At 60.5% G+C, this 26,725-nt stretch carries 31 protein-coding genes and 1 tRNA gene; 15 read left to right on the top strand and 17 right to left on the bottom strand.

From position 1 onward, the window contains the following. Positions 1–3 precede the first annotated feature (3 nt). The 4 genes from AC1DX3_RS21110 to AC1DX3_RS21095 are packed head-to-tail and all read right to left on the bottom strand — an operon-like array spanning position 4 to position 3,639. Positions 4–1,134: an ABC transporter permease gene (locus AC1DX3_RS21110; RefSeq protein ID WP_476991318.1), complete on the bottom strand. Its 1,131-nt coding sequence runs from the start codon at positions 1,132–1,134 to the stop codon at positions 4–6. Then, complete coding sequence (locus AC1DX3_RS21105; protein WP_476991317.1) at positions 1,135–2,070, bottom strand: ABC transporter ATP-binding protein; 936 nt, start codon at positions 2,068–2,070, stop codon at positions 1,135–1,137. Beyond that, positions 2,067–3,002, bottom strand: coding sequence for an HlyD family secretion protein (locus AC1DX3_RS21100; protein WP_476991316.1), 936 nt, complete (start codon positions 3,000–3,002; stop codon positions 2,067–2,069). The genes AC1DX3_RS21105 and AC1DX3_RS21100 overlap by 4 nt, the downstream gene beginning before the upstream one ends. Beyond that, positions 2,995–3,639, bottom strand: coding sequence for a TetR/AcrR family transcriptional regulator (locus AC1DX3_RS21095; RefSeq protein ID WP_476991315.1), 645 nt, complete (start codon positions 3,637–3,639; stop codon positions 2,995–2,997). Before AC1DX3_RS21095 ends, AC1DX3_RS21100 begins: the two co-directional genes overlap by 8 nt. 179 nt (positions 3,640–3,818) lie before the next feature. On the opposite strand from AC1DX3_RS21095, the gene AC1DX3_RS21090 reads away from it, so the two are divergent. From AC1DX3_RS21090 to AC1DX3_RS21080, 3 genes are read left to right on the top strand one after another with little or no spacing between them, the layout of a single operon-like run. Further along, positions 3,819–4,526: a hypothetical protein gene (locus tag AC1DX3_RS21090; RefSeq protein ID WP_476991314.1), complete on the top strand. Its 708-nt coding sequence runs from the start codon at positions 3,819–3,821 to the stop codon at positions 4,524–4,526. A gap of 9 nt (positions 4,527–4,535) precedes the next feature. After that, complete coding sequence (locus tag AC1DX3_RS21085; RefSeq protein WP_476991313.1) at positions 4,536–5,906, top strand: M48 family metallopeptidase; 1,371 nt, start codon at positions 4,536–4,538, stop codon at positions 5,904–5,906. Positions 5,907–5,910: 4 nt separating this feature from the next. Next, the gene (locus AC1DX3_RS21080; RefSeq protein WP_476991312.1) at positions 5,911–6,519 is read left to right on the top strand and encodes a hypothetical protein; all 609 of its coding nucleotides are present in this window, start codon (positions 5,911–5,913) and stop codon (positions 6,517–6,519) included. 45 nt (positions 6,520–6,564) lie between these two features. On the opposite strand, the gene AC1DX3_RS21075 is transcribed toward AC1DX3_RS21080, so the two are convergent. Beyond that, on the bottom strand, positions 6,565–7,737 hold the full coding sequence (locus AC1DX3_RS21075; RefSeq protein ID WP_476991311.1) for an acyltransferase family protein: 1,173 nt from the start codon (positions 7,735–7,737) through the stop codon (positions 6,565–6,567). A gap of 323 nt (positions 7,738–8,060) precedes the next feature. On the opposite strand from AC1DX3_RS21075, the gene AC1DX3_RS21070 reads away from it, so the two are divergent. From AC1DX3_RS21070 to AC1DX3_RS21060, 3 genes are all read left to right on the top strand, one after another. Then, complete coding sequence (locus AC1DX3_RS21070) at positions 8,061–8,447, top strand: hypothetical protein (RefSeq protein ID WP_476991310.1); 387 nt, start codon at positions 8,061–8,063, stop codon at positions 8,445–8,447. After that, on the top strand, positions 8,447–8,650 hold the full coding sequence (locus AC1DX3_RS21065; RefSeq protein ID WP_476991309.1) for a helix-turn-helix transcriptional regulator: 204 nt from the start codon (positions 8,447–8,449) through the stop codon (positions 8,648–8,650). Before AC1DX3_RS21070 ends, AC1DX3_RS21065 begins: the two co-directional genes overlap by 1 nt. Before the next feature lie 113 nt (positions 8,651–8,763). After that, complete coding sequence (locus AC1DX3_RS21060; RefSeq protein ID WP_476991308.1) at positions 8,764–9,720, top strand: alpha/beta fold hydrolase; 957 nt, start codon at positions 8,764–8,766, stop codon at positions 9,718–9,720. A 110-nt stretch (positions 9,721–9,830) separates the two neighbouring features. On the opposite strand, the gene AC1DX3_RS21055 is transcribed toward AC1DX3_RS21060, so the two are convergent. From AC1DX3_RS21055 to AC1DX3_RS21025, 7 genes are all read right to left on the bottom strand, one after another. Further along, positions 9,831–10,268 (bottom strand): N-acetyltransferase family protein, encoded by a 438-nt coding sequence (locus AC1DX3_RS21055; RefSeq protein WP_476991307.1) that lies wholly within the window; start codon positions 10,266–10,268, stop codon positions 9,831–9,833. Continuing rightward, positions 10,265–10,735: a hypothetical protein gene (locus AC1DX3_RS21050; RefSeq protein WP_476991306.1), complete on the bottom strand. Its 471-nt coding sequence runs from the start codon at positions 10,733–10,735 to the stop codon at positions 10,265–10,267. The genes AC1DX3_RS21055 and AC1DX3_RS21050 overlap by 4 nt, the downstream gene beginning before the upstream one ends. Positions 10,736–10,745: 10 nt before the next feature. Beyond that, positions 10,746–11,219 carry a hypothetical protein gene (locus AC1DX3_RS21045; protein ID WP_476991305.1) on the bottom strand — a complete coding sequence of 158 codons (474 nt, stop codon included), beginning with the start codon at positions 11,217–11,219 and terminating at the stop codon, positions 10,746–10,748. Between the two features lie 65 nt (positions 11,220–11,284). Beyond that, a complete protein-coding gene (locus tag AC1DX3_RS21040; protein ID WP_476991304.1) occupies positions 11,285–12,094 on the bottom strand; it encodes a hypothetical protein in 810 nt (269 codons plus the stop codon). A 115-nt stretch (positions 12,095–12,209) separates the two neighbouring features. Further along, positions 12,210–12,443, bottom strand: coding sequence for an alkylphosphonate utilization protein (locus tag AC1DX3_RS21035; protein ID WP_476991303.1), 234 nt, complete (start codon positions 12,441–12,443; stop codon positions 12,210–12,212). 123 nt (positions 12,444–12,566) lie between these two features. After that, a complete protein-coding gene (locus tag AC1DX3_RS21030; protein ID WP_476991302.1) occupies positions 12,567–13,040 on the bottom strand; it encodes a hypothetical protein in 474 nt (157 codons plus the stop codon). A gap of 41 nt (positions 13,041–13,081) precedes the next feature. After that, positions 13,082–13,789: a YiiX/YebB-like N1pC/P60 family cysteine hydrolase gene (locus AC1DX3_RS21025; RefSeq protein WP_476991301.1), complete on the bottom strand. Its 708-nt coding sequence runs from the start codon at positions 13,787–13,789 to the stop codon at positions 13,082–13,084. 59 nt (positions 13,790–13,848) lie between these two features. Between AC1DX3_RS21025 and AC1DX3_RS21020 the strand changes: the two genes are divergently transcribed. The 4 genes from AC1DX3_RS21020 (at position 13,849) to AC1DX3_RS21005 (ending at position 15,964) form a co-directional block, all read left to right on the top strand. Then, complete coding sequence (locus tag AC1DX3_RS21020; RefSeq protein ID WP_476991300.1) at positions 13,849–14,286, top strand: GNAT family N-acetyltransferase; 438 nt, start codon at positions 13,849–13,851, stop codon at positions 14,284–14,286. A 53-nt stretch (positions 14,287–14,339) separates the two neighbouring features. Continuing rightward, positions 14,340–14,424 (top strand) — tRNA-Leu (locus AC1DX3_RS21015). Between the two features lie 476 nt (positions 14,425–14,900). Next, a complete protein-coding gene (locus AC1DX3_RS21010; RefSeq protein WP_476991299.1) occupies positions 14,901–15,416 on the top strand; it encodes a terminase small subunit-like protein in 516 nt (171 codons plus the stop codon). A gap of 89 nt (positions 15,417–15,505) precedes the next feature. Beyond that, the gene (locus AC1DX3_RS21005; protein ID WP_476991298.1) at positions 15,506–15,964 is read left to right on the top strand and encodes a terminase small subunit-like protein; all 459 of its coding nucleotides are present in this window, start codon (positions 15,506–15,508) and stop codon (positions 15,962–15,964) included. A gap of 122 nt (positions 15,965–16,086) precedes the next feature. Here AC1DX3_RS21005 and AC1DX3_RS21000 read toward each other — a convergent pair whose 3' ends face one another. The 4 genes from AC1DX3_RS21000 to AC1DX3_RS20985 form a co-directional block, all read right to left on the bottom strand. Continuing rightward, entirely contained in the window at positions 16,087–18,405 is a 2,319-nt protein-coding gene (locus AC1DX3_RS21000) for a hypothetical protein (protein WP_476991297.1), read from the bottom strand. Continuing rightward, on the bottom strand, positions 18,405–18,740 hold the full coding sequence (locus AC1DX3_RS20995; RefSeq protein ID WP_476991296.1) for a hypothetical protein: 336 nt from the start codon (positions 18,738–18,740) through the stop codon (positions 18,405–18,407). The genes AC1DX3_RS21000 and AC1DX3_RS20995 overlap by 1 nt, the downstream gene beginning before the upstream one ends. Positions 18,741–19,062: 322 nt before the next feature. Next, positions 19,063–20,355, bottom strand: coding sequence for an ATP-binding protein (locus AC1DX3_RS20990; RefSeq protein ID WP_476991295.1), 1,293 nt, complete (start codon positions 20,353–20,355; stop codon positions 19,063–19,065). After that, entirely contained in the window at positions 20,352–21,056 is a 705-nt protein-coding gene (locus AC1DX3_RS20985) for a response regulator (protein ID WP_476991294.1), read from the bottom strand. The genes AC1DX3_RS20990 and AC1DX3_RS20985 overlap by 4 nt, the downstream gene beginning before the upstream one ends. A gap of 197 nt (positions 21,057–21,253) precedes the next feature. Between AC1DX3_RS20985 and AC1DX3_RS20980 the strand changes: the two genes are divergently transcribed. The 4 genes from AC1DX3_RS20980 to AC1DX3_RS20965 all read left to right on the top strand — a co-directional run bounded on the left by AC1DX3_RS20980 (position 21,254) and on the right by AC1DX3_RS20965 (position 24,459). Next, the gene (locus tag AC1DX3_RS20980; protein ID WP_476991293.1) at positions 21,254–21,760 is read left to right on the top strand and encodes a hypothetical protein; all 507 of its coding nucleotides are present in this window, start codon (positions 21,254–21,256) and stop codon (positions 21,758–21,760) included. 54 nt (positions 21,761–21,814) lie between these two features. Beyond that, positions 21,815–22,237, top strand: a complete 423-nt coding sequence (locus AC1DX3_RS20975) for an EF-hand domain-containing protein (protein WP_476991292.1) — start codon at positions 21,815–21,817, stop codon at positions 22,235–22,237. A 2-nt stretch (positions 22,238–22,239) separates the two neighbouring features. Next, entirely contained in the window at positions 22,240–23,058 is an 819-nt protein-coding gene (locus AC1DX3_RS20970) for a sterol desaturase family protein (protein WP_476991291.1), read from the top strand. Positions 23,059–23,184: 126 nt separating this feature from the next. Next, the gene (locus AC1DX3_RS20965) at positions 23,185–24,459 is read left to right on the top strand and encodes an MFS transporter (protein WP_476991290.1); all 1,275 of its coding nucleotides are present in this window, start codon (positions 23,185–23,187) and stop codon (positions 24,457–24,459) included. 245 nt (positions 24,460–24,704) lie between these two features. Here the strand turns inward: AC1DX3_RS20965 and AC1DX3_RS20960 are convergent, their stop codons facing one another. After that, positions 24,705–25,616 carry a hypothetical protein gene (locus AC1DX3_RS20960; protein ID WP_476991289.1) on the bottom strand — a complete coding sequence of 304 codons (912 nt, stop codon included), beginning with the start codon at positions 25,614–25,616 and terminating at the stop codon, positions 24,705–24,707. Between the two features lie 107 nt (positions 25,617–25,723). Between AC1DX3_RS20960 and AC1DX3_RS20955 the strand changes: the two genes are divergently transcribed. After that, positions 25,724–26,722, top strand: coding sequence for a glycosyl hydrolase (locus AC1DX3_RS20955; RefSeq protein WP_476991288.1), 999 nt, complete (start codon positions 25,724–25,726; stop codon positions 26,720–26,722). Positions 26,723–26,725: the final 3 nt, after the last annotated feature.

Here is a 26,725-nt window from a genome sequence, read left to right as displayed (position 1 = left end):
GGTTTAGTCGAGTGTCGAACGATAGCGCATCATCGCCACCGTCATGGCCACGACGATAAATACCAGCAGCGGCCAGATATTCGGCCACATGGCATGAAAGTCCGAGCCCTTCAGCATCACGCTCCTGACGATACGCAGGAAGTGGGTCAGCGGGAATATCTGACCGATTGTCTGAGCCCAATCGGGCATGCCGCGGAACGGGAACATAAAGCCCGACAGCATCATCGACGGCAGGAAGAAGAAGAAGGTCATCTGCATGGCCTGCATCTGCGTCCGCGCAATGGTCGAGAAGGTGAAGCCGACGGCCAGATTGGCGACGATAAACAGCGCCACGCCGAGCGCCATCAACCACGGCGAACCGATAAACGGCACGCTGAAGACGTAATAGGCGGCGAACAGGACGATCCCGGTCTGGATCAGCCCGACCCCGACATAGGGCACGATCTTGCCGACCATGACCTCCCACGGCCGCGCCGGCATGGAGAGCAGGTTTTCCATATTACCGCGTTCGGTTTCGCGCGTCATGGCGATCGAGGTGATCATGATCATGGTCATGGTCAGGATGACCCCCAGCAGGCCTGGCACGATATTGTACTGCGATATGCCTTCGGGGTTATACATGCGGTGGACGACGATATTGATCGGCGGCGCCGTCTGGTTCAGGGGCGCCCACTCGCCTTTCAGGTCCTGCTTCAAGGCCGACACCGTGATCTGGCTGAGCATGCCGACCGCGTTCGATGCCGCCGACGGGTCCGAGGCATCGGCCTCGATCAGCAGGTCCGGCTTGTCGCCGCGCAGCACATCGCGCGTGAAGCCGGCAGGGACCGTGATGACAAAGGCCGTTTCCCCCGCCTGCAAGGCCTCAGTCGCCGCTTTCGCGCTATGGACCTGGCCGGTAATGTTGAAATAGCTTGAATTTTGCAGGCCCGACACCAGTGACCGCACCAGGGTGCTGTCGTCTTCGAGATAGAGCAAGGTCGGCAGGTGGCGCGGGTCGGAATTGATGGCGAATCCGAACAAGGTCAGTTGGATCACCGGCACCATGATCATCATGCCGAAGGTCATGCGGTCGCGCCGCATCTGGATGAATTCCTTCAGCAGGATGGCGAATATTCGCCTAAGAGCGTCGCCCATTTACGCCTCCACCGAATTGTCTTTGGACTGCCCCATCAGATGGATGAAGACATCTTCGAGGTTGGGCCGTTCCTGGCGCCAGCGCACGCCGGCCGCCTGGCCGTGGGTCGCGATCAAGGTGCGGAGTTTCTCGAGGTCGCCGCCCGACAGGTGGAGCGCATTGCCGAAATAGGCGACATGGTCGGCGCCCGGCTGGCCGCGCAGCTTTTCCATGATGTCGCGCACGCCGGCACCTTCGGCGACGAAGGTGAACAGGCCGCTTTGGTCGATAATGTCCTCGACGCGGCCCTGGGCCATCAGCTTGCCATAGGCGATATAGACGATCTGGTCGCAGCGCTCGGCTTCGTCCATATAGTGGGTCGATACCAACACGGTTAACCCTTGCGCCGACAGGCGATGGATCTGGTCCCAGAAGTCGCGGCGCGCTTGCGGGTCGACCCCGGCGGTAGGCTCGTCGAGCATTAGCATTTTGGGATTGTGCAGGGTACAGGCGGCCAGGGCGAGGCGCTGCTTCCAGCCGCCGCTCAAGGTGCCGGCCAGTTGCTTCTGCCGCGAGGTCAGGCCCAGTTGCTCAAGCGTCTGGTCGACGACCTTCTTCTTGTTTTTCAAGCCGTAGAGATTGGCGACGAATTCGAGGTTTTCGCGGATGCTGAGGTCTTCCCAATAGGAAAACTTCTGCGTCATATAGCCGACATTGTTCTTGATCTGGCGGCTGTTCTTCAGGATGTCGTACCCCAGGCAGGTCCCCTCCCCTGCATCGGGCCGGAGCAGCCCGCACAGCATGCGGATGGTCGTCGTCTTGCCCGAACCGTTGGGCCCGAGAAAGCCCCAGACCTGGCCGCGCGGCATCTTGATATCGACGTGGTCGACGGCCGTGCGCTTGCCGAACGTCTTGGTCAGCCCGCGTACATCGATGGCAAGTTCCGCTTCGCTCACAGGCTGACATCCACCGGCTGACCGGCATGCAGCGCCTCAGGTTTGTCGGGGGTGGCCTCGATGAGGAACATCAGCTTTTGCCGTTCCTTGACCGAATAGATGACCGGCGGGGTGAATTCTGCCACCGGCGACACATAACGAACCTTGGCGCCGGTCGCCGTACAACCGTCACATGCCACGTGGACCACCGTGCCGACGCGGAACTTGGCTAGGTCCGCCTGCGGCACATAAAAGCGCACAAATTCCCGCCCCTGCGGCCGCACAGTCAACACCGCAGAGCCCTGGGCGACGAATTCGCCGGGTTCACGCAGACGCTCGTCGACCCGGCCGGCCAGGCGGGCATGGACATCGCGATCGTCGACCGTCCATTGCGCACCGGCGACGTCGGCGCCCGAGGCTGCCGCCTGGGCCTGGGCCGCGTGCAATTGATCCTCCCGGGCCGCCAGTTCCTTCTCCTGGATCAGCTTGTCGAGATTGGCGACTTGCGCTTGAGCCGATCGAGTCGCCGCCCGCAGCGAATCCATCTGCGCCGCCGAGACGTAACCATTGGGCTCCAGCTGGGCGTAACGAGCCTCGTTGGCGCGGGCCAGGTCGAGTTGCGCCTGGGCCTGGATACGTTGCGCCTGCAGCGGCGCAATATCGGCCGGCCGCGCGCCCTTCGACAGGTCCTCGGCATTGGCCTGGGCGGCCGCCGCGCGGTTTTCGGCGCCGGCCAGGGTGGCCTGGGCCTGGGTCGAATCGAGGGTGAACAACAGCTCGTCCGGCGTCACGGCATCGCCGCGGTCGACATTAACCGCGGTCAGCCAGCCCGACTGCGGCGCCGCGATACTGACCGACTGAGCCTCGACATAGCCGCTATAGCTGTTGTCGGGCTTCTGCGTACACCCGGCTAAGGCCAGCAGAGCCACACTGCACACAATGATTTTACGCATCCTGCGTCTCCCTTAAGCCGGCTAAAAACGTCTTTACATGCGCCGCCAAATAAGGCTGCGGCGCGAATGGCACGTCCTCGGTCGCTGCAAAGGTGAACGACCACATAATGGCTTTCAAGAACGGCGCGATGAACAGATGGGCTGCCATAACGGGCGCGACGGCCCGCCCGATGTCGCCGCGCTGCATGGCGCGCTCGAACAATCCGGCCAGCCCCCCCAACATGACCTCGACCACCTCGGCGCGATAGAAGCGCGCCAGTTCCGGGAAGCGCCCCGATTCCGCCATCAGCAATTTCGGATAGATGGGCAGCTTGCCTTCGCCGATTAGCATCCCGGCGACCGCCGCAATACGTTCCAGGGCGACATCGAGCGGCCCGTCATAGCCGCGGAGAAAGGCGACGATCGGACCGATACGCGGCAGGATATCCCGGCGGACCAGGGCTTCGAACAGAGCTTGCTTGGTCGGATAGTAGAGATAGACCGTACCCTTGCTGACATGGGCGCCGCGCGCCACGTCCTCCATGCGTGCGTCGGCGAAGCCATGCCGGGCGAACTCGGCATAGGCGGCATCCAGGATATCGGCCTGGCGCACTTCCGGCGCGGCGCGGCGCGATCTCGAGGCAAGAACTGCGGACATAGGGTGACTTTCAGTACTGACCAGTCAGTACTGAATATGCCGGCCTCCATCGATTTGCAATCGAAAACATTGTCTCTTGCCGAACACGGAAACGTGAGTTACGTTTTGAAAAAGTATGGCAAACCACGATGGTAACGCCAGAAACAACTGAACCTATTATGCTTTCCGGGGGGACTTCCATGCGCCGTTTGTTGTGCGCGACCGCTGTGTCGCTTAGCTTGTGTCTGTCATTTGCGGCGCAGGCGGCACCCGTTGCGACCGTCGTATCGGTCGACAAGCCCGCGGCGGGGACGCCGATCCTGATCGCCGTTCCGGAAACCTCCATGGTCCTGCTGACCACCGGCGGCGCCCAACCCAAACAGGAATGGAACCAGGACGCCACCAAGAATCTCGGTACGGCCCTGACCAATGCCATCAAGGCCCGCGGCTATACGCCTGAAACCGTCGACCCGGCCGCCTATGACGGGTCGCGCGACCTGCAAATCCTGAAGCTCAATGACACGGTCACCGCCGCCATCCAGAGCAACGCTTATCTGCCCATGCCGACCAAGACGAGCTTCGACTGGACCCTGGGTGAAGGCGCCGCTGAACTGCGCCCGGAAAGCGATACGACCCCGGCGGCCTATATCCTGTTCGTCCATGCCAGCGGCAACTATTCCTCCGGCGGGCGCGTCGCCATGGGCATTCTTCTCGCGGCGGCCGGCAGCAGCGCCGGTGGACAGCTCATGGCGGGCGGATCCCAGACCCTGTCGGGCACCCTGGTCGACCTGAATACCGGCAAGATCGTGTGGTACAAGCAGGTCGCCTTCGGCGCCGGCACCGACCTGCGCACCGAGGCCGGCGACACCGCCGGGGTCGACGCCCTGCTTAAAGCCCTGCCTTTCTAGGCGCGGACCATGAACGCGCACAAATTTTCGCGCCAGGCGCTGGTTGCCCTGGTTCAGCTGTCCCTGATCGCGTCCGCGACAGCCCTGCCGGCCATGGCGCAGGACAGCACGCCGCTGGTCGTCAATCTGAAAAACGATTCCCCTGAGCGTATTCCGGGGGTCAAACCTGACCCAAAGTCGATCGAAGGCGGGATTTGGGCCGATGCCGACAAGGCCGAGCGTCAGGCCAGGACCTCGGGTGAACGCGATTCCGATCCGGCGCTCGATGCCTACATTTCATCCGTTGAGGCCAAGGTGGCCGGCCCGTTTAGCGGCGATATCCGTGTGCTGGTCATGGACCGTCCCTTCTTCAATGCCGATGTCAACCCGAACGGCTATGCCGAGGTGTGGTCGGGCCTGATGCTGCGCGCCCAGACCGAGGATCAGCTGGCCTTCGTGCTGGGCCACGAAACCGGCCACTTCCGCCATTCGCACAGCCTTAAGCGCTTTTACGAAATCAAGGCCGGCAATGATGCCCTTATGGTGGGCAGCGCCGTCGTGATGCTGGCCCTGCTCGGGGCGAGCGCTAATTCGGGCGCCTATGGAACGAGCGGCTATCATGATTACACCTCTTATGGAGGCGGCCTGATCGATGTCGGTTATCTCGGCACGGTCGCCGTGCTGATGAGCTATTCGCGTGGAACCGAAGCCCAGGCGGATGCCTATGGCCTGCAATATGCCAGCCAGGCCGGGTATTTTCCCGGTGCAGGCGCGCAAATCTGGCAAGGCCTGCTTAATGAAATCGCCGCCTCCGACGATCCCAGGGTGCGCAAGATGGGATCGCGCATCAACATCTTCGGCAGCCATCCTTTGGAGAGCGACCGGATCGACGCGCTCAATGCCGCGGATCGCGCGGCCCACGGCGGCCAGCTCAGCACACGCAGCGATGCCGACGAAAAGGCGGCCCGCCTCGCCTATCGCCAACATATCCGCCCGTTTCTCGGCGCCTGGCTGAAAGACGATTTGCGCCGCAAGGATTATGGTGAAACGCTATTCCTCATCAACCGCCTGGCCATGGACGGCGAAGATCCGGGCGTTCTGAACTTCTACAAGGGTGAGGCCTATCGCGAGCGGGGCAACCCGGATGATCTGCAACCCGCCCTGGCGGCTTATCAAACAGCGGCCCTGGCGCCGGATGCGCCCAAGGAAACGCCTCGGCAGATCGGCGATGTCTATCGCCGGCTCGGCGACAATGCCTCTGCCGTCAAGGCCTATCAGGCCTATCTGGCCGCCGCACCCGACGCGTCCGACGCCTGGATGGTCCAGGACGAAGTCGATACGCTCAACAAGAACCTGTCCGCCGCGGCGCCCGCCCCGGCCACACCGTCACAAGGGGAGTGACCCGATGCAACGCCTTATCCTGACCACCGCCGCCGTGAGCACCCTTCTTTTGCTGAGCGCTTGTACCTCGCCGCCGGTCCTGGCGCCGGCCGGGCAACTGGCCCTCGGCGCGTCCAGCGTCAAGCTGGATCGCAACTGGACCGACGTGACCAAGGCGACCTTCGTCTATTCCGCCCACGGTCCGAAGGTGCACGTCCTGACCATCGATGCCCTGACCCTGAACCAGATGATGGTGTCGGAAGGCTTGTCGTCGAGCGATCCCTTGACGATCAACGTCACGACAGGCGACACCAAGTCCCATCCGTCGTTGCGCGGCAAGGCGGACATGTCGCTGTCGGAACAGATGGAATTTGTCGCGGAATCCGTCGCCCAAACCGGGTACAACAAGGTCGAAACCGATAGCCCGCAACCCGTGACCGTCGATGGCGTCAAGGGCGTGCGCTTCGGGTTGACGTGTGTCACCAAGGCGGGCCTGAACATCAAGGGCCTGGCCCAGGCGGTGTCCAAGGGCGGGCTTAACTACTATGTCGTCTATCTGGCGCCGGGCGAGCACTATTACGATGCCAACCTCAAGAACGTTACGGCCGTGATGGACAGCGTCAAGCTGCCTTAAAGGGCCTCCGGCGGCCAGGGGGCAAGCCCCCTGGACCCGAAACCATCAAACCTTGATAAAAATCTTCTTCAAATAGAAGGGAAGAAGGAAGAGCCAGATGACGACCAGGAAGCCGATCGCATAGGTAATCGACATCAGGTACGGATCGGTAATGACCCCGTGCATCCAGGTGGTGATGGCGCCGCCGATGCCCGTGACATCCGTAAACACCGACAGCAGCCACGCCGCGACATAGGCCAGGATCGCATTGGTGCCGAAGACGCGGATCGGGAACGCCCATTTGGTGTAGCCCAGCTTGTCCATGATCAGCATCAGCAAGGACAGCAGCAGCGAAGCGAAGCCGACCGTCACGAGGACGAAGGACGAGGTCCACATCTTCTTGATGATCGGAATTTGGCTGTCGAGACCGAAGCCCAGGACCAGCAGCATCAGGCCGATCATGGCGACGCCGACCGAAGCGTTTTTCGGCCCCTTGTCATTAATATAGAGCCCGACCAATATGCCGCCCAGGATATTGGCGATTGCCGGGAAGGTCGAGACCAGGCCTTCCGGGTCGTAGGTCTTGCCGTCGGCATAGATGTGATCGGCGCCGAACACGATGCGGTCGATATAGGCTGGCCACGATTGTACGGCGTCAAAATGGTCGGCGCCGAAACCCGGCACCGGAATGAACTTCATCAGGATGGCATAACCGGCCAGCAGGCCGATGGCCCAAATCGCCAAAGCCCGGGCATGCAGCACCAGCTTGCCGTCGGCCGACACGTGCGAATGCAGCAGAACCAGCCCCGAAGCCAGGCCGTAACAGACGCCGATACGCTGCAAAACGCCCGGCAAACGCCAATGGGCGAAGTCGAAATTGGGCAAAAGGTTCAAGAACAGGCCGATACCGACGATGATCGCCGCCCGGCGCAGGGCATGAATGGCCATGGCCTGCTTGCCGCCCGCCTTCATCCGCCGCCCCAATGACAGGGTCATGGACAGACCGACGCAGACCATAAAGCCCGGAAAGACCATGTCGGTCATGGTGAAGCCGTGCCATTCGGCGTGGTCGAATTGGGTGTAGATGTGGGTCCAGTCGCCGGCATTATTTGCCAGCAGCATGCCGATCATGAACAGGCCACGCAGGATATCCAGCGCCTCGAACCGCGTCGACGGCGGCGTCGCAGCCTTGGCGGGTTTGGGTTTTTCCCGTTTTTCGAAATTGATGACCTCGGCCATGGGCGCTCCCCTGATGTATGTTTTTTCAGCTCAAGCGGCTGGGCGCCACCGCCGATAGCTCCTCGCAAAAGCTCGGGCGGGCGGTCGCCCTTGCCAAGCCCGATGAGTCAATTCTCATCACGCTTGGAAATACACATCTCACAGCTTGCCGCCCTTGCCAAGCCCTTATTGGTTCTAATATTGGTCCTATTGGTAGGGACCAATAAAATGTCAGGCCGACCTGACATTTTTGCGAATGTAAGGTTGACTTAACATTGGCTGAGATGTAAGGTCGGCCTTACATGCATGAACCCAGATTTCACCCCCGACCTGAGAAACAGACTATGCAAAATCTCTCCGTCAACGCCAAATACACCATCGGCATCTCGTTCTGGATGGTGCTCTATGCCTGCGCCTTGTTCTTTTCCATCGACACGATCAAGGCCATGAATCCGACAGGCCCTCTGCTCTATCTCCTGGCCGTCCTGCCGGCCTTGCCGATCGGCGGCACCATCGTCGTCTTCTTGCGTTATATCGACAAGGTCGACGAATATGTCCGCGGCGTCGTCTTGAAGCGTTTCATCCTGGCCACCGGCCTGACCCTCTTCGTGACGACCGCCTGGGGCTTTCTCGAAGGCAATGCCAACGCCCACCACTTCTCGCTCTACCTCGTCTATCCTTTGTGGTGGGGCTCGTTCGGTTTCGCAAGCATCTTTTACAGGAAGGTATGATGAAACAATATCTCCGTGAACTGCGCACCGAAAAGGGCCTGACCCAGGCCGACCTCGCCAATCAACTCGGCGTCTCACGCCAGGCCGTTATCGCGCTCGAAACCGACAAGCACGTGCCCTCGCTCGACCTGGCCTACAAGATCTCCGGCGTCTTCGACAAACCCGTCGAAGAGATCTTCGAAAATCCCTACCGCCCCGCCTAAAGCTTTCATTTCAAAGGACAAACCCCATGACCTCGCGTTTCCCTTCAGGAACGCGCCCGCCGAAGGCTTGTCCAAATCCCTCCAATCCTATCCAACTCCAAAGGAATCCGACTATGTCCAATCTCTTTCAAAAATTCTGCGGCAGCTTCCACAACGGCAAGATGATCAATAGGCCGATGTTGTGGATCGTCATCGCGATCGCCATTACCGCGGCCTGTATGTCCGGCCATGCCCGATCTGAGAGTTTAAAGTCGGCAACGCCTTACCCCGACGCCGCCAGCGAACGTTTCAGCGTCGCCGTGTCGGGTAGCGGTCCGGACGTCATCCTGATCCCGGGCCTCGCCTCCTCGGCCGATGTGTGGAATGGCACGGTCGACCATCTGAAGGGCCATTACCGCCTGCACGTGCTGAACCTGGCCGGGTTCGCCGGTGAGCCGGCCGGCGCTAACGCCCAGGGTGACATCCTGGTTCCCACGGTTGAAGCGCTCGACGCCTATATCAAGGCCAATCACCTGAACCGCCCGGTCGTGGTCGGACATTCCATGGGCGGTCTGATGGCACTGATGCTGACCAAGGCGCATCCGGAAGATGCCGGCACGCTGGTGATCGTCGACGCCCTGCCCTATGTCGGCGTCATCTTCAATCCGGCGGCAACCCCGGCCACCATGGCGCCGCAAGCCGCTGCTCTGCGTGACGGTTTGATGGCTACGCCCGACGACGCCTTTGCGGCCCAGCAAGGCGCCAGCATGGGCCGCATGGTCACTTCGGCCGACAATCTCAAACTGGTGGTCAAGTGGTCGGTCGACTCCAACCGTCGTGTCTTCGCCGAGAGTTTCTATGAAGACCTGATGACGGATATGCGCGGCGACGTCGCCGGGATAGCCACGCCGACAACGGTCCTGTTTCCGGTCGCCGGCGGCCAGGATGCTGCCCAGACCGAGGCCTTTTATCGGATGAGCTATACCGGCATGCCGAAGGTCAGCTTTACGCGCATCGACAACAGCCTGCATTTCGAAATGCTGGATCAGCCGGAGGCCTTTTACGCCGCGCTGGATGGTGCGCTGAAGTAGACTGACGAGTTAGACCAACCCGGGAACCGTAAGAAAGAACCCCTCACCCGGCCTTCGGCCACCCTCTCCCCTTGAAAAGGGAGAGGGGAAAGTGGACCGGTGATGCAGAACTAAAGGTCGCGGCGGAACTGGATGAAGTCGGTCCGGTTGGCGACCTTGTCGTAGAGCGCCTGGGCGGTTGTGTTGGACGCATCGGTGATCCAGTACAGCCGCTCGGCGCCCTTGGCTTTTCCGGCTTCGGCGACGGCGGTGATCAGGCTCCGGGCTATGCCCTTGCCGCGCAGGTCGGCATCGACATAGAGGTCTTCGAGATAGCAATAGCTGCCCTCGGCCCAGGTCGAGCGATGCAGGAGGAAGCTGGCGAAACCGACGACCCGCTCCTCTTCACGCGCCACCACCATGAACATCGATTCCGCATCGTCGAGGAAGCGGGCGAAAGTCAGGTCGGTCATGGCGTCGGTGAGATGCTGCTTGTAGAAGTCGAGATAGGCCTGCCATAGCGGCAGCCAGCCGGCCTTGTCGGCCGGCGTTACAAAATCAATCGTCATGCGTCCCTTAGTCCCTGGCGTGTGAACAGGGCGATGGTCAGCCCGACCAGGATGATATGGCAAAACAGGGCGTTGAGCGTCATCAAATCCAGCGTCGGCGGAAATGGCGGGAACTGGCCGTGATGAAATTGCGAATTGGGCACAACCAGATAGTTCATGACGAAATATAGCCCAAGGCCGTAGACCAGGCCGGCGGCGACGATATATTTGGCCAGGACGGGCACGGACCTGACGATAAAATAGAAGACCAGGGCCATCACGACCGCCATGGCGAAATGCAGGGCCAGCCCTTCGAGAAAGGTCGGCAGGCCGCCCTTGAAGGCCGAATTGCCGATCAGACCGGCCGTGATGGCCTGGGTGATCGACAGGAATTTGACGCCTTTCAGCGAGAACACGATGAAGGCGTCGGTAATGTCGAGCGCACCGGCCGCCAAACCGCCAGCCAGCACCCATTTGATCGGGCTCATGGGTTTGTTCCTAGGTTTTGCTGGCCAGGGCTCGCTTGGTGAACAGGCCGATCGTCATGCCGACCAGGACGATATGGGCGAACAAGGCGTTGAACAGGCCGGGCGTTACCGCCGGCGGGAAATCCGGATTATGGCCCATCTTGAAATGCGACAGCGGCAGAACCCCATAGGTCATGACGACATAAAGCGCGACACCGTAGAGAGCGCCCATGATGAGTGCGTGGCGGCCCAAAAGCGGCAGCAGCTTGACGGCGGCAAAGAAGACGAGCGCCATGACCACGGCAATGGCGAAATGCAGTCCGAGCCCCATGGCAAAGGTTTCGATGCCGCCGCTATAGGCTTCGTCGCCGAGCAGGCCCGCGGCGATGGATTGCGCGATCGACAACAGCTTTACGCCGCGCATGCCGAAGAAAATAAAGGCATCCGCGATGTCGAGCACCCCGGCGATCAGCCCGCCCAAGATCACCGTCCAGATTTGGCGCATGCGTCCTCGTCCCCTTTGGCCGTCCTATTTCGGGACACTGTAACACAGGAGGCGAAAAAGTCTAATCAGCCGCGACGCAGTTGCATCGGCCCGCTTTCGTGGTGGTGCGTCACGGCCCAGGCGCACAGCAGACCGGTCAGGGCCATGCCGATAACGGCCGTCGTCACCATGCCCGGTTCATGGTCGCGATAGATATTGGCCATCATGATCCAGAACAGCGCCCACAGCAGGGCGGCGCTGTAGACGACGCTTTCGGTCAGCCACACCATGACGCCGCCGAACACGATCAGGGCCATCAGGAAACCGAGGGAAACATTGGCCTGTGTGGGATCGATGGCAAAGCCGCCAGCGACCAGCATCGAGGTGAAGTTGACGAAACAGGCGGCGGTCATCCAGCCGGTGACCAGGGCCAGGGGTGCGAACACCATGAGGTTATCGATATGCGACAAGACCATGTCCTGGCGCAGGCGCAGCAAACCACTGACTCCCAGTATCAGCGCGCCGGCGACCAGCAAGGCGCTGATCCAGTCGAACCCGTTGAGCGGCACCCATATCTGCCAGATGGCGTTGATGAGATAGATGCCCGCCATGTTCCAGCCGACGGCTTCAACGGCGCGGTTGTGGCGCTGCTCGGGCATGGCCTGCCAGACGGCGGCGGTGAAGCTGAAGAGATAGATGGCGCCCCAGATGGCGAAGGCGAAACCTAAGGGCACCAGGGGATGCGTGGTCGCGGCCGATCTGAGTTCGACATTGGTGCCGACGTGAAGGAAGTCGGTCAGGCGCGCACAAGCGATTTGCGCAATCGCCGTCAGGAAGACAGCGGCCGCCTGAGCCGTGCGGCCGTGGTTGCGCGTCATGATTAGGTCTTTGGTCATCGGAAACGCCCTCCTGAAAGATGCGCCCCTTATACGTCCCAGCCGCTGTACAGATGCCAGTTTGTGCATAAAAATTCGATAGGCAGTCTCGGCCCTGGTGTTTCAGGCCTTAGCCTCAGGCCTTCTTGACGAACTCGGTGCGCAGGACCAGGCCCTTGACCTTTTCGGCGTTGCACTCGATTTCGGCTTCGTCATGGGTCAGGCGGATATTGCGGATCAGGGTACCGCGTTTCAGCGTCACGCCGCCCGAGCCCTTGACCTTCAAATCCTTGATCAAGGTGACATTGTCGCCATCGGCGAGGCGTGTGCCATTGCTGTCTTTTACAACGATTTCGTCTTCATCGGCCATGTGGGCCTCCCCGGCAAAAGGCCTGACTACAGGCCAGCCAGGGTGTGAGCAAGAAGAAATGGGCAGAAGGGTCGCCTAACCCTTCCGCCCGTTTACGGCCCCAGCCCCGGAGAAGACGAAGAACTAGCTGCGGCAGTAACCTTCATTGGCGTCGACAACCAGGCAATCCTTTTTGTCGGCCAGCCATTTCATACCCGTTTCCGCGCCTGTCCCATGATGGATAGTCAGGGCTTTGCCGTCGCGGGTAAACGTAATGCCGTCGGCCGTGGCGGTGCCCGGGAAGTCGCGCGGGCCGTCGAGATCTTGCACGGTGACGGTATAGTTGTTGCCGGCGCCCAGTTGGGTGATGGTCAAGGCGGTGCCTTCGGGGCCCGTCCATTTGCCGGTAAAGCTTGATGTATCGGTTGCAGCGCTGGAGGTTGAAGTGCTCGCTTGGGAAACCGCCATCGAAGAGGCCAGGGACGACGCTTCCGCGGCCGATATCGTCGCCGCGGGCGATTCGCCGGCATAGGAGGTGGCGCCATTGCCTTCGCCCTTGGGCGAACAGGCGGCCAGGGCAACAAGGGCGGTCAAACTCAACAGGCTTACGATCTTCATTCAGGTCTCCAATATCAATTGAAACTAAGGCCGCGGCTCTCTTAAATCCATGCCCCCCGGCCGGTCAAATTGTAAAGGAACGATGTGGTGCGAGCGCTCACCATGGATAATTGCTGTAAATCCTGTGCAACGACCGGTCGGCTGATGGCCACAGGCGTGATCAGCGATTGCTGCATGATATGGTCATAGCAACGACCGGTATCCAATTCCGCACAATCGGGATCGCTGCGCCAGCGTTTGTCGATCAGGCCTTTGGCCAACCCGCCGATATGGAGGTCGGCGACCTTTTGCACGCGCCCGATATCGATGCCGGCGGCGCAATAGGCGATGAAGGGCAGTTCGCTGCAATAGATGGCGCGATTGTCGAACGAAAAGAACAGATCGTAAGGTCGGCCTTCCAACGCCCGCGCGGCCTTAAGGATGGCGGTGGTTTGGGCGTCGCTCAGATTGCGGCGAAAGACGGCGTAACGGCCGAAGCGCCCGTGCCGCACCCACGCCTTCAGCGGTGTTTCGCGCACGGGGCCGGCGGCTTCGATGACCACGATCTCGGCGCCGCGATGGGCGATAATGCCCATGTGGGTATAGAGGCTGTGCGTCGCCGCGAAGATCGCTGTCGACTGGCCGCTGTGCGAACTTTGGAAAATCAAATCACCGTCGCGCAGGGCCGGAGGCCGGGCCGTTATGCGCAACACCATGATGGCGGCAAGGACCACGATGCATGCGAGAACAGCCCAACGAAAGATTTTCAAACGCCCCATCCTGTGCTTTACCCTGAGGTCGAGATGACCACAAAATGCGCGGAAAAACCATGACATTGACTGTACGCCGGATCGCCTTTGCTTCCAGCGATTACGATGCCGCGGTTAGCCTGCGGCGGCGGGTATTGCGCACGCCGTTGGGCCTCGATTTTACCGCCGAGCAATTGGCGGCGGAAGGCGGCGACATCCATCTGGCGGCATTTCTCGATGACGCATTGGTGGCGACGGTCGTGCTAACGCCCTATGACACCGAAACTTTGAAATTGCGCCAGATGGCGGTGTCGCCCGACCATCAGGGCCAGGCCGTCGGCGCCATACTTTTGGCCGCGGCGGAAGAGACGGCCGGGCGCGAAGGTGTCCGCCAAATCGTCCTGGCTGCCCGGGTGACCGCCCAAGCGTTTTACGAAAAATACGGTTATGAGGCTGACGGCGATATCTTCAGCGAAGTGACGATTCCGCACGTGCATATGCATAAGGCGATTGGGTAGAATTCGGGCTTGCGCGACGCCTGAAAAGCCTCTATCAGACGGCCCTTCCCTGCGCCCCTGTGGTGGAATTGGTAGACGCGCCGGATTCAAAATCCGGTACCGAGAGGTGTGTCGGTTCGACTCCGACCGGGGGCACCACCACAACGCCTAAGGCTTCGGGTGGCAGGCCACGCACAATCCCTAAATATAGAGCTGTGCAGTCATGCAGAGCGCTGAACCGCCACACGAAGACTTTCTTCGGCGAAGGCGTGTCGCCCGTAACTTTAGCGAAGGGGGACGTCACGAGTCGACTGAAACCGCCGAGTTTGTCAGTCGTCAATGCGCTACAATTGCAAGCCACCTTCCGGCCGCCTTATGCAGTAGTCAGCCCGCTGCATAAGACTATCTTTTACGTTGAAAAGATTGAGTTTTCCGGGATTAATGCAGAGGCCCGTACGACGGTAATAGGCCACCCCATTATTACGATTTATAAATTATTTTACCATTTATCGTAATTTTGTTGTTGACATGGCAGGGCAAGACTGGCATTCTTTTTTCAGCATCAGAAGTTGCGACCAAACATAGCCCCACGGTTTCCGCCGGCGGGGCTTTTTTATGCCCGTTAGGAGGTATCCATGCCCAAAGCCCCTTCCCTGCGCAAGCGCCGCGCCGGTTACACCCAAGCTGCCGCCGATCTCGTATGTGACGCCATCGCGACATCGCCATGCGGGTTGCGGCGCATGATCGCCGGCGATCCCACCCTGCCGAGAGAGCGAACCATTTATCTGTGGCTGGATCTGAATCCGGCCTTTCGCGAGGCCTATGAACGGGCGCGCCAACGCCAGGCCGATCTGTTGATGGGTGAATGTGTCGAGATCGCCGATAATAGCGAAAAGGATGTGCTGGAACGGACCACCCGGGACGGTCAGTATGAGTTGGTGGCCAATCCGACCAATGTCGCGCGTTCGAAGCTGCGGATCGATACGCGACTGACGGTGGCGGCGCGGCTGGCGCCGCGGAAATACGGCAAGGTTATCCCGTTGCCGCCGGAGGAACTGCCTGAGGCATTTCGCCCGCATAACGGCAAGATGCCACCGCCAGGCGGCTGGAAGCCGTTCATGTACAAAAGTCTCGACGATCTGATTTGTTAGGACGCGCGTTTGCGTTGTGTTGCCGTGTTTTGCCATAGTCCCAGGGCGCGCTCGCCATGGGTTTTCTTTATCTGAAGAGGAGTCCGTCCATGTCCAAAGCCCTTTCTCCCCGCCGTCCGACACAATATTCCAAGGCCGTCGCCGACCGCCCGTGTGCCGCCTTCGGCACAACAACGGTCACGTTGACGAAGATGATCGATGCTGATCCCGGCTTGCCGAGCAACTTGACAATCCACATGTGGTGCAAGGAAAACGCCGACTTCCGTCGCGCCTGGAAGATCAGCCACATGATGAGGGCCGGGCTGTTGCGGCAAGAGTGCGCCGAGATTACCGAAGCCGCGCGCCTCAAAGCCCTTGACCTGCAGGGTCGTAAGAACGGCAAAGTAGCTGCGAAGGCGTTGCGCATGGCCGCCAAGCTTGTCACCGACACAAAAATGATGCTGGCAGATTACCTCGCGAGCAAGGAGTTCCCCGCAGGGGCGCCGACGGCAGGTCAGGCAAAGACCGGAGGCACGGCAGCGGGCAAGCCGGGGCAGACCGTGCACTAGGGGGCGGGACTCGGGTTCGGGGATGGACGAATGAGGCAACTGGCAAGGCCTCCCCGAATTTTCCAAGCGGAACGCATGACCATGCCTGCATCAGGGTTTAAGGCCGCTGATTTAAGGTCAACTCAGTTCGTCCGATAACGGATCATGGCAATGTCAGCGACGAGTTGTGGCAATAAAATACCAGAATTTTGCTTGTTGAAGCGGACATATAGCATATCGTCCGCGGTGAGTTGGCCATCCGTATCCGTTCCATTGCCGTTAAGGGGCGTTGATTTACCTATCGCGATGGATGCATTACCGTAAGGCATGGCCGAGGCTCCAATGGTATGCGAGCCAGTCGCACCATTTTTCTCCATTTGCACCGTGCAATAGTTTGCAGCGTTTCCGGTTATGGCCGCACCATTGGTCAGGTAACCTTGAATGACGAATGCGCCCTCGCCTGCCCTAAGTCCCAGTATCAGCTTATCAACCGGCGTCGATCCAGTGGTATCAACCGGACCAAGGGCTACACTATATGGCTGTTGCGTCACCGTTGCCGATGTCCCAACCGTGCTCACCGGCGTAGTCACATTCACCATGCGCACGTCACCAAAGTGAACGCTGCCAGACCCGCCGATAGACAAGCCCGATCCTGCACTATCCGAAATCGACAAGGCTCCGAAATCGGTTGTGACCGCCTTGGTAACGCCTGCCTTGGTCTCACTGGCGATACGCAAGGCCGCCCCGCCGCCCTGAGGTGTTGACATGCTGATCCGCCCCCAAGAGCTTTGTCCGCCACCAAGAGAGATATAACCGCCATTTTCCGACACCAGGCTGTTAATTCTCACGTTTTCAGGCGCAGGAACATTTTCAAAGCCGAGATTAGGCGTGGAGGCGCCAACCGCCGCCCCGCCACCGTCGGCAGCCGTTGTGCTTCCGCTGCCACCGGCCGTGAATTGAAATGTTGTCGCTAGCACGGTCGTCACCGTGCGCGCGCCAATAATGTCGGCCTGAACCAGACCACCAAAAGACGAGATGGTTCCCGCAAAGGTTACCGTATCTCCCACCGACAAGTAGTGCGGCTGGGTACAGGTAAACGTCACGGTGCGAGAAGTGCCGGTGTCGACATGGAAGGGATTGTTTCCACAGGGAAGATCGATCTTATCGGTCATATTCCAGCCGATTAAAACCATCCTGTCAGATGAAGCCGTGGTTTCATCCTGCCGGGACAATATGCTGTTGACCACCACGCCGTTTACACCGGGCGGGGACGTGTTTATTCGCGTTCCTGCGTATTGGAGAAATTCAACATAGGTACTCCAATAATTTTTCGGATAAATATATATCAGCTCCTTGTAGTTTCTTGCCTGAATACTTTCAATATAGACGTTATGGCAGTCCGACAAATCGACGCATTGTTTTTCAGTATCCGGAAGGAGGGTCGGAGCGTCATCGAACTCGAAACGCAACGCTCCCATGGTAATGTTGCGTGAATGAAGATCAAAATCTATGCCTTCTCCAACATTGTGAAAATAAGCATTGCCGATATCAACGTCGCTGCAATAGGTAATATACATACCTTGCTGCATCGTATCCCACGAACATCTATCGGAAAATTTCATACGCTTATTATTTACCAACCGAAGACCTTTTCCGGCATAGGTTTGAACGGTCGTAAGCTTCGATTTGAACGCACAATCGATTACAAGACCATTCACTCCACTTGCGAATATCCCGACGACTGTATTGGTGAAGCCGTAATCCCGGCTCAGATCAAACGTTAAGTCGCCAACAAAGCCGATATTTTGCAATGACCTCAGGGCCGTCACCGTCAGTCCGGTGCCGATATCGGTCGTAGACGTCGATGTGTTTCCAAGTGCCACTGAGAATTTTAAGGGGTCGCTGGGATAACGATTAATGTACCTGTACCCCGTCACCGAGGCAGATGTTTGCCCCGCTGCATTCGTAAACGTGCCGCCAATCAGTACGGCGTCACCGAATTCAAGTCCGTGAGGCGAGGTACAGGTGAACGTTCCCTGGACGCTGCCATTGGACACTCGCAAGGGTGCGGAGGCCTGAAGGCTGAGAGGCCGATCGATTTTTGTAGCGAAGGCATGACAATTATCGCCCGWATCCGCTACGGACGGAGCGAGATTGCCAATTGTCGTACCGTTTCCGCGCCAGATAAGATTACTGGCCGTGAGAATAACCGCACCATATAGCTGGATTATGCCGGTGCCACTGCCGACCGGAAAATTCCAGATCACTGTGCTGTTGGAGCATTTTACCAATATGAGGCCAGGTGGCAGATCGACCACGACCGTGCCAAGCGGCGTCAGAGCGGCGACATAGTCGTTGATGGCCTGAAGCGCCGCGGTGTTGTCGATGCCGGCGCCTGGGACGACTCCAAAATCGCGGGCATCCAAGGTCAGGGATTGTGGGTAGCCGAGGAACACGCTCATCACGCATACACCAGGTTGAACCCAACGATGTCGCCAGCCAGGATAACTTGGGTATTGTCATCCAAGGGGCCGATGGTAAACGCCAACGCTATTCCCGACGCGCAGGCAATACTTCCAAAATCGAACAAAAAACTGGCGGCCGGCGGGAGGTATAGTGTCGCAATGGGTATATCCGAGCCAACGGACGGCGTACCGGACTTGTCATATAGTTTGAGATAGCGGGCAGCGGCATTCGTATTGTAGCCGAACGCCTTAAATATATTGCCGGCAGTCGTTTTTGCGGACGTAGCATTTGTCGAGTTGTCAGACGATGCGATCTTCTTAATGGTAGCCACTTTTCGCGTCTCCTTGATCAAATCATGTTCGCCATTCGATATATACGGCAAGACAAGATAATACCGCTCCGGTTGAAGAGCGCAACGGAATTCGGGAGCACCAAACACATAATTATTTTCCTTCGCCGGCCCGCAGACGTAGCCTTCTAAATCTATACTTTTGCTTGCAACGGATGGACCGTCAGGACATCGTCGTCGCCATCGAAAAAGTGCTGTCTGGGTTGCCTAAAGGCAAGCGCGAGCAGGTCAGAGCCATGCCGGACATTGAGCGACCGACAGCAACTTTGCCAATCAGGGCTGCTGGTCGCGACAGACAAAAGGTCTATTCGGTTAAGGTCAAAGCGGCTTCGAAGCCGTTCGGCAGCGGGCGCAGGTTCAGAGTGCCGCCGTGAAGCCAGGCAACGCGTTCGGCGATGGCAAGGCCCAGGCCGGTACCGCCCGAGGATGGGCCGCGCGCCGTGTCGCCGCGGACAAAGGGTTGGGTGATGGTGGCGAGAAGCTCAGCGGCTACGCCCGGTCCGTGATCGCGGACAAGGATGCGCCAGAAGCCCTCAGCCGGTTCGATATCAACAACAACGGGCGGGCGGCCGTGGTTGAGGGCGTTTTCAACCAGGTTGGTAACGGCGCGCCGCAGGGCTTCGGGCCGCGCGGGGACCATGACGGCAGTGGCAGCGGGGGTGAAGGTGACGCCGCGGTCGCCATAGTCGGCGGCTATGGCGGAGATGAGTTCGCTCAGGTCGGTCCGGGTGACCGGCTCGGCTTCGAAGCCGCGGGCGAACATGATGAATTGCGACAGGATGCGGTCGATATGGTCGATCTGGCGCTGGGCCGAGGCGGCCAGTTCAGCATCGTCGCGCGACATCATCTCGAAGGCCAGTTTCAGCTTGGCAAGCGGCGTGCGGACATCGTGGGAAATGCCGGCCAGGATCAGGCTGCGGTCGGCATCGGCCTTGGCCAGGCGGGCGGTCATCAGGTTGAAGCTGTGCGACAGTTCGGCGATTTCACGCGGGCCGTCCTCGCGCAAAGGCGCCGACGGCGCCGACTGACCGTAGCCTTCGGTGGCGGCACGCAGGTCGGTCAGGGGGCGCAGGACCTTGGCATTGAGATTGGCGGCGGCGATCAGGGCCAGCAGGAAGGCAACCAGGGCGGCGGCGAAGACCATGCCGGTCGGTCCCATGACCGGCGGCGAGCGCACGCTGATCCAGTATGGGTCGGGCCCCAAATTGACGTGCAGCCACAGTTTGCGGCTGTGGTCGGTGCGCCAGAAGAGGTCGGTGCGGTCGCCCAGCGCCTTGACGAGGGCGCGCATGAAGACGCGTTCGACCATGCGCGGCGGCGGGCCGGTATCGTCGGGCGGCTGGGCGCCGGGCCAGATTTCGACGGCATGGGTGGCGCTGAGGTGGGCCAGGATGACCTTGCGTTCGGCCGGGGTGACTTCGTTCAACGTATCGGACATGGCGACGACGTTCCGCGCCATGACGTCGGCGACACGGTTGAGTTCCGGACGCAGGATGAGCATGGAGAAGAGGACGACGCTGAGCAGCTGGGCGAAGGCCAGGATCAGAGCAGTCGAGGCCACGGTCTGACCCCACAGGCTTTTGGGCCACAAGGTCATGATATTACCTTCGTGAAAACATAGCCGTGGCCCCAGACGGTTTTCAGCCAAACAGGATTGGCGGGGTCGTCCTCGATCAGTTTGCGCAGGCGCACGACCTGGACGTCGACGGCGCGGTCGGTGACTTCGGCGTCGCGGCCCATGGCCAGGTCGATGATCTGCGCCCGCGACAACGGCCGGCCGGCATGGTGGAGAAAGGTTTTCAGCAGAACGACTTCGCGCGTGCTGAGGTCGACCGGCCGACCGTCGCGCGTCAGGGTCATATGGCCAAGATCGAGGACGAAGGGGCCGAAGGTGACGCGGCCGTCGCCGAGGTTCAGGTGGGCCGCGGCCGGGCGGCGGCGTTGGATGGCGGCGATGCGGGCCAGCAGCTCGCGCGGGGTGAACGGCTTGGCGAGATAGTCGTCGGCGCCCATTTCGAGGCCCAGGATGCGATCGATCGGATCGCCGCGCGCCGTCAACATGATAATCGGCGTATCGTCGCCGGCGGCGCGCAGGCGGCGACAGACGCTGAGGCCGTCTTCATCCGGCATCATCAGGTCGAGGATGAGGACGTCCGCCGGTTCACGCGCCAGGGCGCGGTCCAGGCTTTTGGCGTCGGGGACGGTGCGGACCGCAAAGCCGTTTTCGCCGAGATAGCGCTGCAACAGGCCGCGCATCTCCTGATCGTCATCGAGAACTATGAGGCGGGCAGCGGTCATTTGCGGTTTCCGGTCTGGCTTCAGGCTAGCATAGTTTATTTAACGAATTCCGGCGCTTGCGAAGATGTTACAAGCTGTTACGCGCAGGTCCTGGCGCAGCATCCGGTAACATCCCGGCGTTTTGGCGTCGTACTTGCGTAACTTGGCGGCGCCATTCTGGGTCTTGTCACAACGACATCGCTTCAGGAGATTTTCACATGACCAAGACCTTTCTTACCCTCGCCGCCGCTTCACTGGCGCTTTTCATGATCGCCGACAGCGCCTCGGCGGCCCAGGGCCATGTCCGTGCCCGCGGCGCCCATGGCGTCGCCGCCGCCGGCAGCTATAACGGCAACAGCTATGTCCGTGGCCGCGGCCACACGACCAATGCCGACGGCAGCATGACCGCGGCTTCGGGCGGCGCCTATCGCTTGAACAACGGCGCCACCGGCGTGCGCGGTTCGACTACGACGGTCAATCCGGACGGCTCGGCCAGCCATCAGGGCGGCTTTGCCACCCAAGGGCCGCGCGGCTCGGCCGAAAGCACGGGTTCTTCGACACGCAATGCCGACGGCACCTATAGCGGTTCGCGGTCGACCGCGATCGAAGCGGCCAATGGCAACGGTTATAGCGGCTCGACCAGCTATGACAGCAGCACGGGCCTGAACCACAGCGGCTCGTGTCATGACGCCACGGGCGCCACAATCGCCTGCCCGAGCCGTTAATAGTTTGCCGGGCCAGCTCCCCCTGGCCCGATCTTTCCTTCTAGGATTCTTCCCATGAAAACCAAATTTCTTGTGGCCCTGTGCGCAGTTGCCATGCTGACCGCCGGCGCCGTCGCGGCACAACCCGTTGCCGGCGACCGCATCGACGACATGCTGGCCCATATCATGGAGGCCGACGTCAATCATGACGGCATGATCACGCGCGCGGAGTGGCTCGACTTTCGCGCCGGCCAGTTCAGCCGCTTCGACCGCAACGGCGACGGCGCCGTCTCCCAGGACGACGTCCCGGCCCTGTTGCGCCGCGGGCAGCGGGGTTCGCGCCTGCAGGACACCATGACCGAGCTGGATGCCAACCACGACGGCCGCATCAGCCGGGCGGAATTTACCGGTGGACCGACGCGGATTTTCGATCAGGTCGATCGCGATCATAACGGCGTCATCGACGGCTTCGAAATCAAGCAGGCCAAGGGCGCCTGACCATGCACCAGTCCGCTTTTCACGGCGTACTCCTGGCGGCCGTCCTCGTTTTTGCCGTTCTCGAGGCGGTCTATACCGTCTTCGTTCTGCGCCACGACTACGATATCCGCGAATCGGCCACCTCGTTCGGTGTGGCGTTGGGTAATATCGTGACGCGGCCGCTGACCTCGACGGCGGTCATGCTGGTTTTTCCGTTTTTCGCCCGGTTCGCGCCATGGACCTTATCGATGCATGACCCGGTGGTGTGGATCGCCGGCTTCGTTGCCTTCGAGTTCCTGTACTATTGGATGCATCGTTTCAGCCATACGATCCGCTGGCTATGGGCGTCGCACGCCGTCCATCATTCGGCCAGCCACTTCACCCTGCCCGCCGCCATCCGGCTGGGCTGGACCAACCTGATTTCGGGCGAGTGGCTGATGTTTTTGCCGTTGGTGCTGCTGGGCTTTCCGCCGCTGATGGTCATCATCCTGTTGAGCGCCAATTTGACCTATCAGTTCTTTCTGCATACGGAGTTGTCGCCGAAATGGGGCTTTCTCGAACACCTGCTCAACACGCCCGCGCATCATCGCATCCATCATGCTTCGAACGCCCGCTATCTCGACAAGAATTTCGGCGGCGTTCTGATCGTCTTCGACAGGTGGTTCGGCACTTTCGCGGCCGATGACCATGGCGATCCGGTCGTGTTCGGGCTTACCCGCCCGATAGCTTCCTATAATCCGTTTGTCATTTCCTTGCGCGAATGGGGCCGGATGGGGCGCGATGTCCTGCGCTCACGCAGTTTGGCGGAGGCCGCGGGCCAAATGTTCGGCCGGCCGAAGTAAAGCCCGTGTGCGATCCTGCCGCGGGGCGCGCCACGGACGGTGTGAGGTGCAGGCTACCTGACAGGTTTAGCTGGACGACAGGGCGGGGCTAATGCCATGGTGCGCGCATTGGGAGGGCCGCGCGCTATGACTGAACCAGGGCCAGGGCCGCTGCTGACCAAGCGACATATCGCGGCCATCGTTGCCGGCAATGCGCTGGAATTCTACGATTTTCTCATATTTTCGTTCTTCGCCCTGCCGATCGGCAGGGCGTTTTTTCCGTCGGACCGGCCGGAGACCAGCCTGCTGCTGGCGCTGGCGACGTTCGGGGCCGGGTTCCTGACGCGGCCCCTGGGCGGGATCGTCATCGGGCTGATCGCCAATCGCGTCGGGCGCAAGCCTGCCATGCTGCTGTCCTTCGGGCTGATGGGGTTGTCGATCGCCGGGTTGGCCTGTACGCCGTCGTTTGCCCAAATCGGTATCGCGGCGCCGATATTGGCCATCGCGTGGCGGCTGATCCAGGGCTTTGCCCTCGGCGGCGAGGTCGGTGCGACGACCACCGTACTGGTCGAAGGCGCTCCGGTGCGCCATCGCGGGCTGTTCGGCCAGATACAGATCGCCACCCAACAGGCAGCGGTCATGACGGCCGGAATCGCCGGTTTCCTGCTGTCGGGGCATATGGGGGCCGCGGCCATGGACGGATGGGGCTGGCGCGCCGCCCTGCTGGCCGGGGTGTTGGTGGTGCCCGTCGGCATCGTCATTCGCAACAGTTTGCCCGAGACCCTGCATACGGCGCCGCCCGCGGCCGCCCTGCCCGTCTCTACCGGCATGTGGCGGATCGTTATCCTGACCTTCATCGTGTTGGCCAGTTCGACCGTCGGCACCTATGTGCTGAATACGCTTGGGACCTATGCGGTTTCGACCTTGCATATGGCGCCGCAGGTATCGTTCGCGGCGACCCTGGTGCGCGGTGCATCCGGCGTGGTGTTCGCGCTAATCGGCGGCGTGCTCTGCGACCGGTTCGGCCGGCGCGGACCGATGTTGGTCACGACCTTGATCGGCGGGTTGGTCGCGGTGCCGTTATTGATGCTGGTGGTCGCCACGCGATCGCCGGCGGCCTTGTTGTTCGCCGCCGGCGTGCTGGGTGCCGTCGTGGCGATCGGCGGAACGCCGGCCCTGGTTGTGGCCATCGAGGCCCTGCCGGCACGGCTGCGCGCCGGGGCCGCCGGGACGACCTATGCATTTGCCATCTCGGTGTTCGGCGGAACGACGCCGTTCGTGGTGACGTGGCTGACCGGGCTGACGCACGATCCGTTGACGCCGGGCTGGTATCTGGTGGTGGCGGCCGTTGTGGGATTGGTGGCGATATGGTTTCTGCCCGAGACGGCGCCGGGGCGGGTGGCGAGAGGTGGAAGGGTATAAGGCGGGATGTATTCAGATTAAAGCGTCGGCCTTAAGAAAGAGCGCTTCACCCGGCCGCCCGGTGAGGCGCCGTCAAAGATAGCAAAGCGGCGAACAACTGGTCGTTCGTGTGCAAAAACATCTTCCTCCAAGCTCGAACACGCCCCTCACCCGCCGGGCTGAAGCCCGGCACCCTCTCCCCGTGGTCACGGGGCGAGGGGATAGGCGCAGTGGTCTATTCAAGATTATCTCGCTTCCGGTTAGAATTACGGCCTTGTCCTGCGCTTCGCCAGCACCATGTCGATTTCAGGCGCTGGCCAGGGATCATGGCAGAGCTTCGCGCTGGCGTAAACTTTCCAGGCGGAGACTATGTGACCGCGGTCGGATGGCGTCGTGCCGGTATCGCCGAAAAACTCATGGGTTTTGTAGATCAAAGCCTGGTTGAGCAGGTCAACCACCTGTTCTACGGCGATGACCGGTCTTTCAAACCATGTAGGGTCAAGGGGTTTAATGAGCAAAACGTTGTCGGGTAAAGGACGGCGATCGTCGAGTTGCACGACAATGGAGGGAACAGCGTCAATGGGAAGAGCGATGAGTTGATCGTAGATATTCGTTTGCCGCTCACCGCCGTCCTTCTCGGCCAGGGGCTGAACAAGGCTGCCGATCAGGTTTTTGACCTCGGCATAATGCGGCAAGGCAGTGTTTGGCGTCCAATTGGCCAGGACAAGGTTTTGGCGCGCCATTTCACTGCTCACGGCCGGTGCCGTAAGCGGGTCCATGGCCGGTCCTGTGACTTGCAAGCCTGGGCCGAAGGCAACAGGATGCAAGAAATACAGGCGTTTGATACTCGGATCGAAATCGCTTACCGTCTGGTCGGGAGTCAGAGAAGCGGTCACATCGATGGATTGCGTATCGCCGTCACCTTTGAGCCACTCGACGATCCGCAACGACAGGGCAATGGAATCGTCACCGCCCCTCCCCATCTCTCTCAACTGATCTGGCGTCATGTCAGGCGTGGCGATGATGATGACCGACGCCCCGGCTACTCGGCGTACCATATTGGCGTCGTCAGGCGGCGGCACGCAAATCTGGCCTATGAGTCTTGGGCGCGGGTCGCACGCCGTCAGGGCGAAAAGCCCTCCGACCAGCATCCGGCGCGATAACGACAGGTATTCCATGTCCGCAGGCAGACATAGACGATGGTGGGCGTCAAGGGCGGTGTGTTTTTCTCGACAGGCGAGAAGGATAAAGATAGCGTCCCGGACCTAAGCAGGAAGGGATCGGCATGAAGATCAGTCGTCGACAGGCATTAGCAGGCATAGCGGGCGCGGCTTTGGCTGGGCCGGCACTTGGGCAAAGTCTGGATTCGCTGCCTAATCTCGCCGATCTGTACGCCACGCCGGAAGCCACCGCGGTCTATCGATATCTGTGGAATATCTTTGGCAAAAAGACTCTGACCGGGCAGCAGGAAAGCATCTGGCAGGAAGGCGGGCCGCGGCATGAGTTGAACTATATCCAGCAGGTGACGGGCAAGGAGCCGGCCGTGCTGGGCCTCGACTATATCGATCCGAAGGACCGCCAAGGGGTGAACGATCGTGCCACGGCGTGGTACGGGCGCGGCGGTATTCCGACGATCTGCTGGCATTGGGGCAATCCGCTGGTCGGCCCTGGCTATGAACAGTCGAAGATCTTTTTCGATGCCAAAAAGGCGTTTGCCGATACGGCGTCGGCCGAACACGCCGCGATGTGGCGCGACCTGAAGGAGATCGGCGATCACCTGGAGCAACTGCGGGACCGCAAGGTGCCTGTGCTATGGCGGCCGTTCCACGAGTTCACCGGCGATTGGTTCTGGTGGGGTAAACAGGGGCCGGAGGTGTTCAAGTCGCTGTGGCTGGTGATGTACGACTATTTCAGCAATGACCGGAAACTCGACAACCTGATCTGGGTTTTGGGCTATTCGCGCAAGGTCGACCCGGCCTATCACCCGGGCGAAGGGTCATACGATATCCTGTCGGCCGACAACTATATCGACGGTCATGACCCGCAGAAGGGGATGTGGGACGACCTGAAGGCGCTGGGCGGCGGGCGACCGATCGCCATGCAGGAAAACGGCCCGATCCCGGATCCCGAGCTGATGAGGGCCCAGCGGACGCCGTGGCTCTATTTCCTGACCTGGCATTCCGAATTCATCATGGACGGCAAGGCGAACGCGCCTGAGTTTTTGAAACGGGTCTATAATGACGACAGCTTCGTAACTCTGGATGAGATGCCTAGGTGGAGTTGACCC

Source organism: Asticcacaulis sp. P2_B1, from assembly GCF_056404915.1.
The sequence above is the reverse complement of the archived record's forward strand: the minus strand, read 5'-3'. Positions and strand labels throughout refer to the sequence as shown.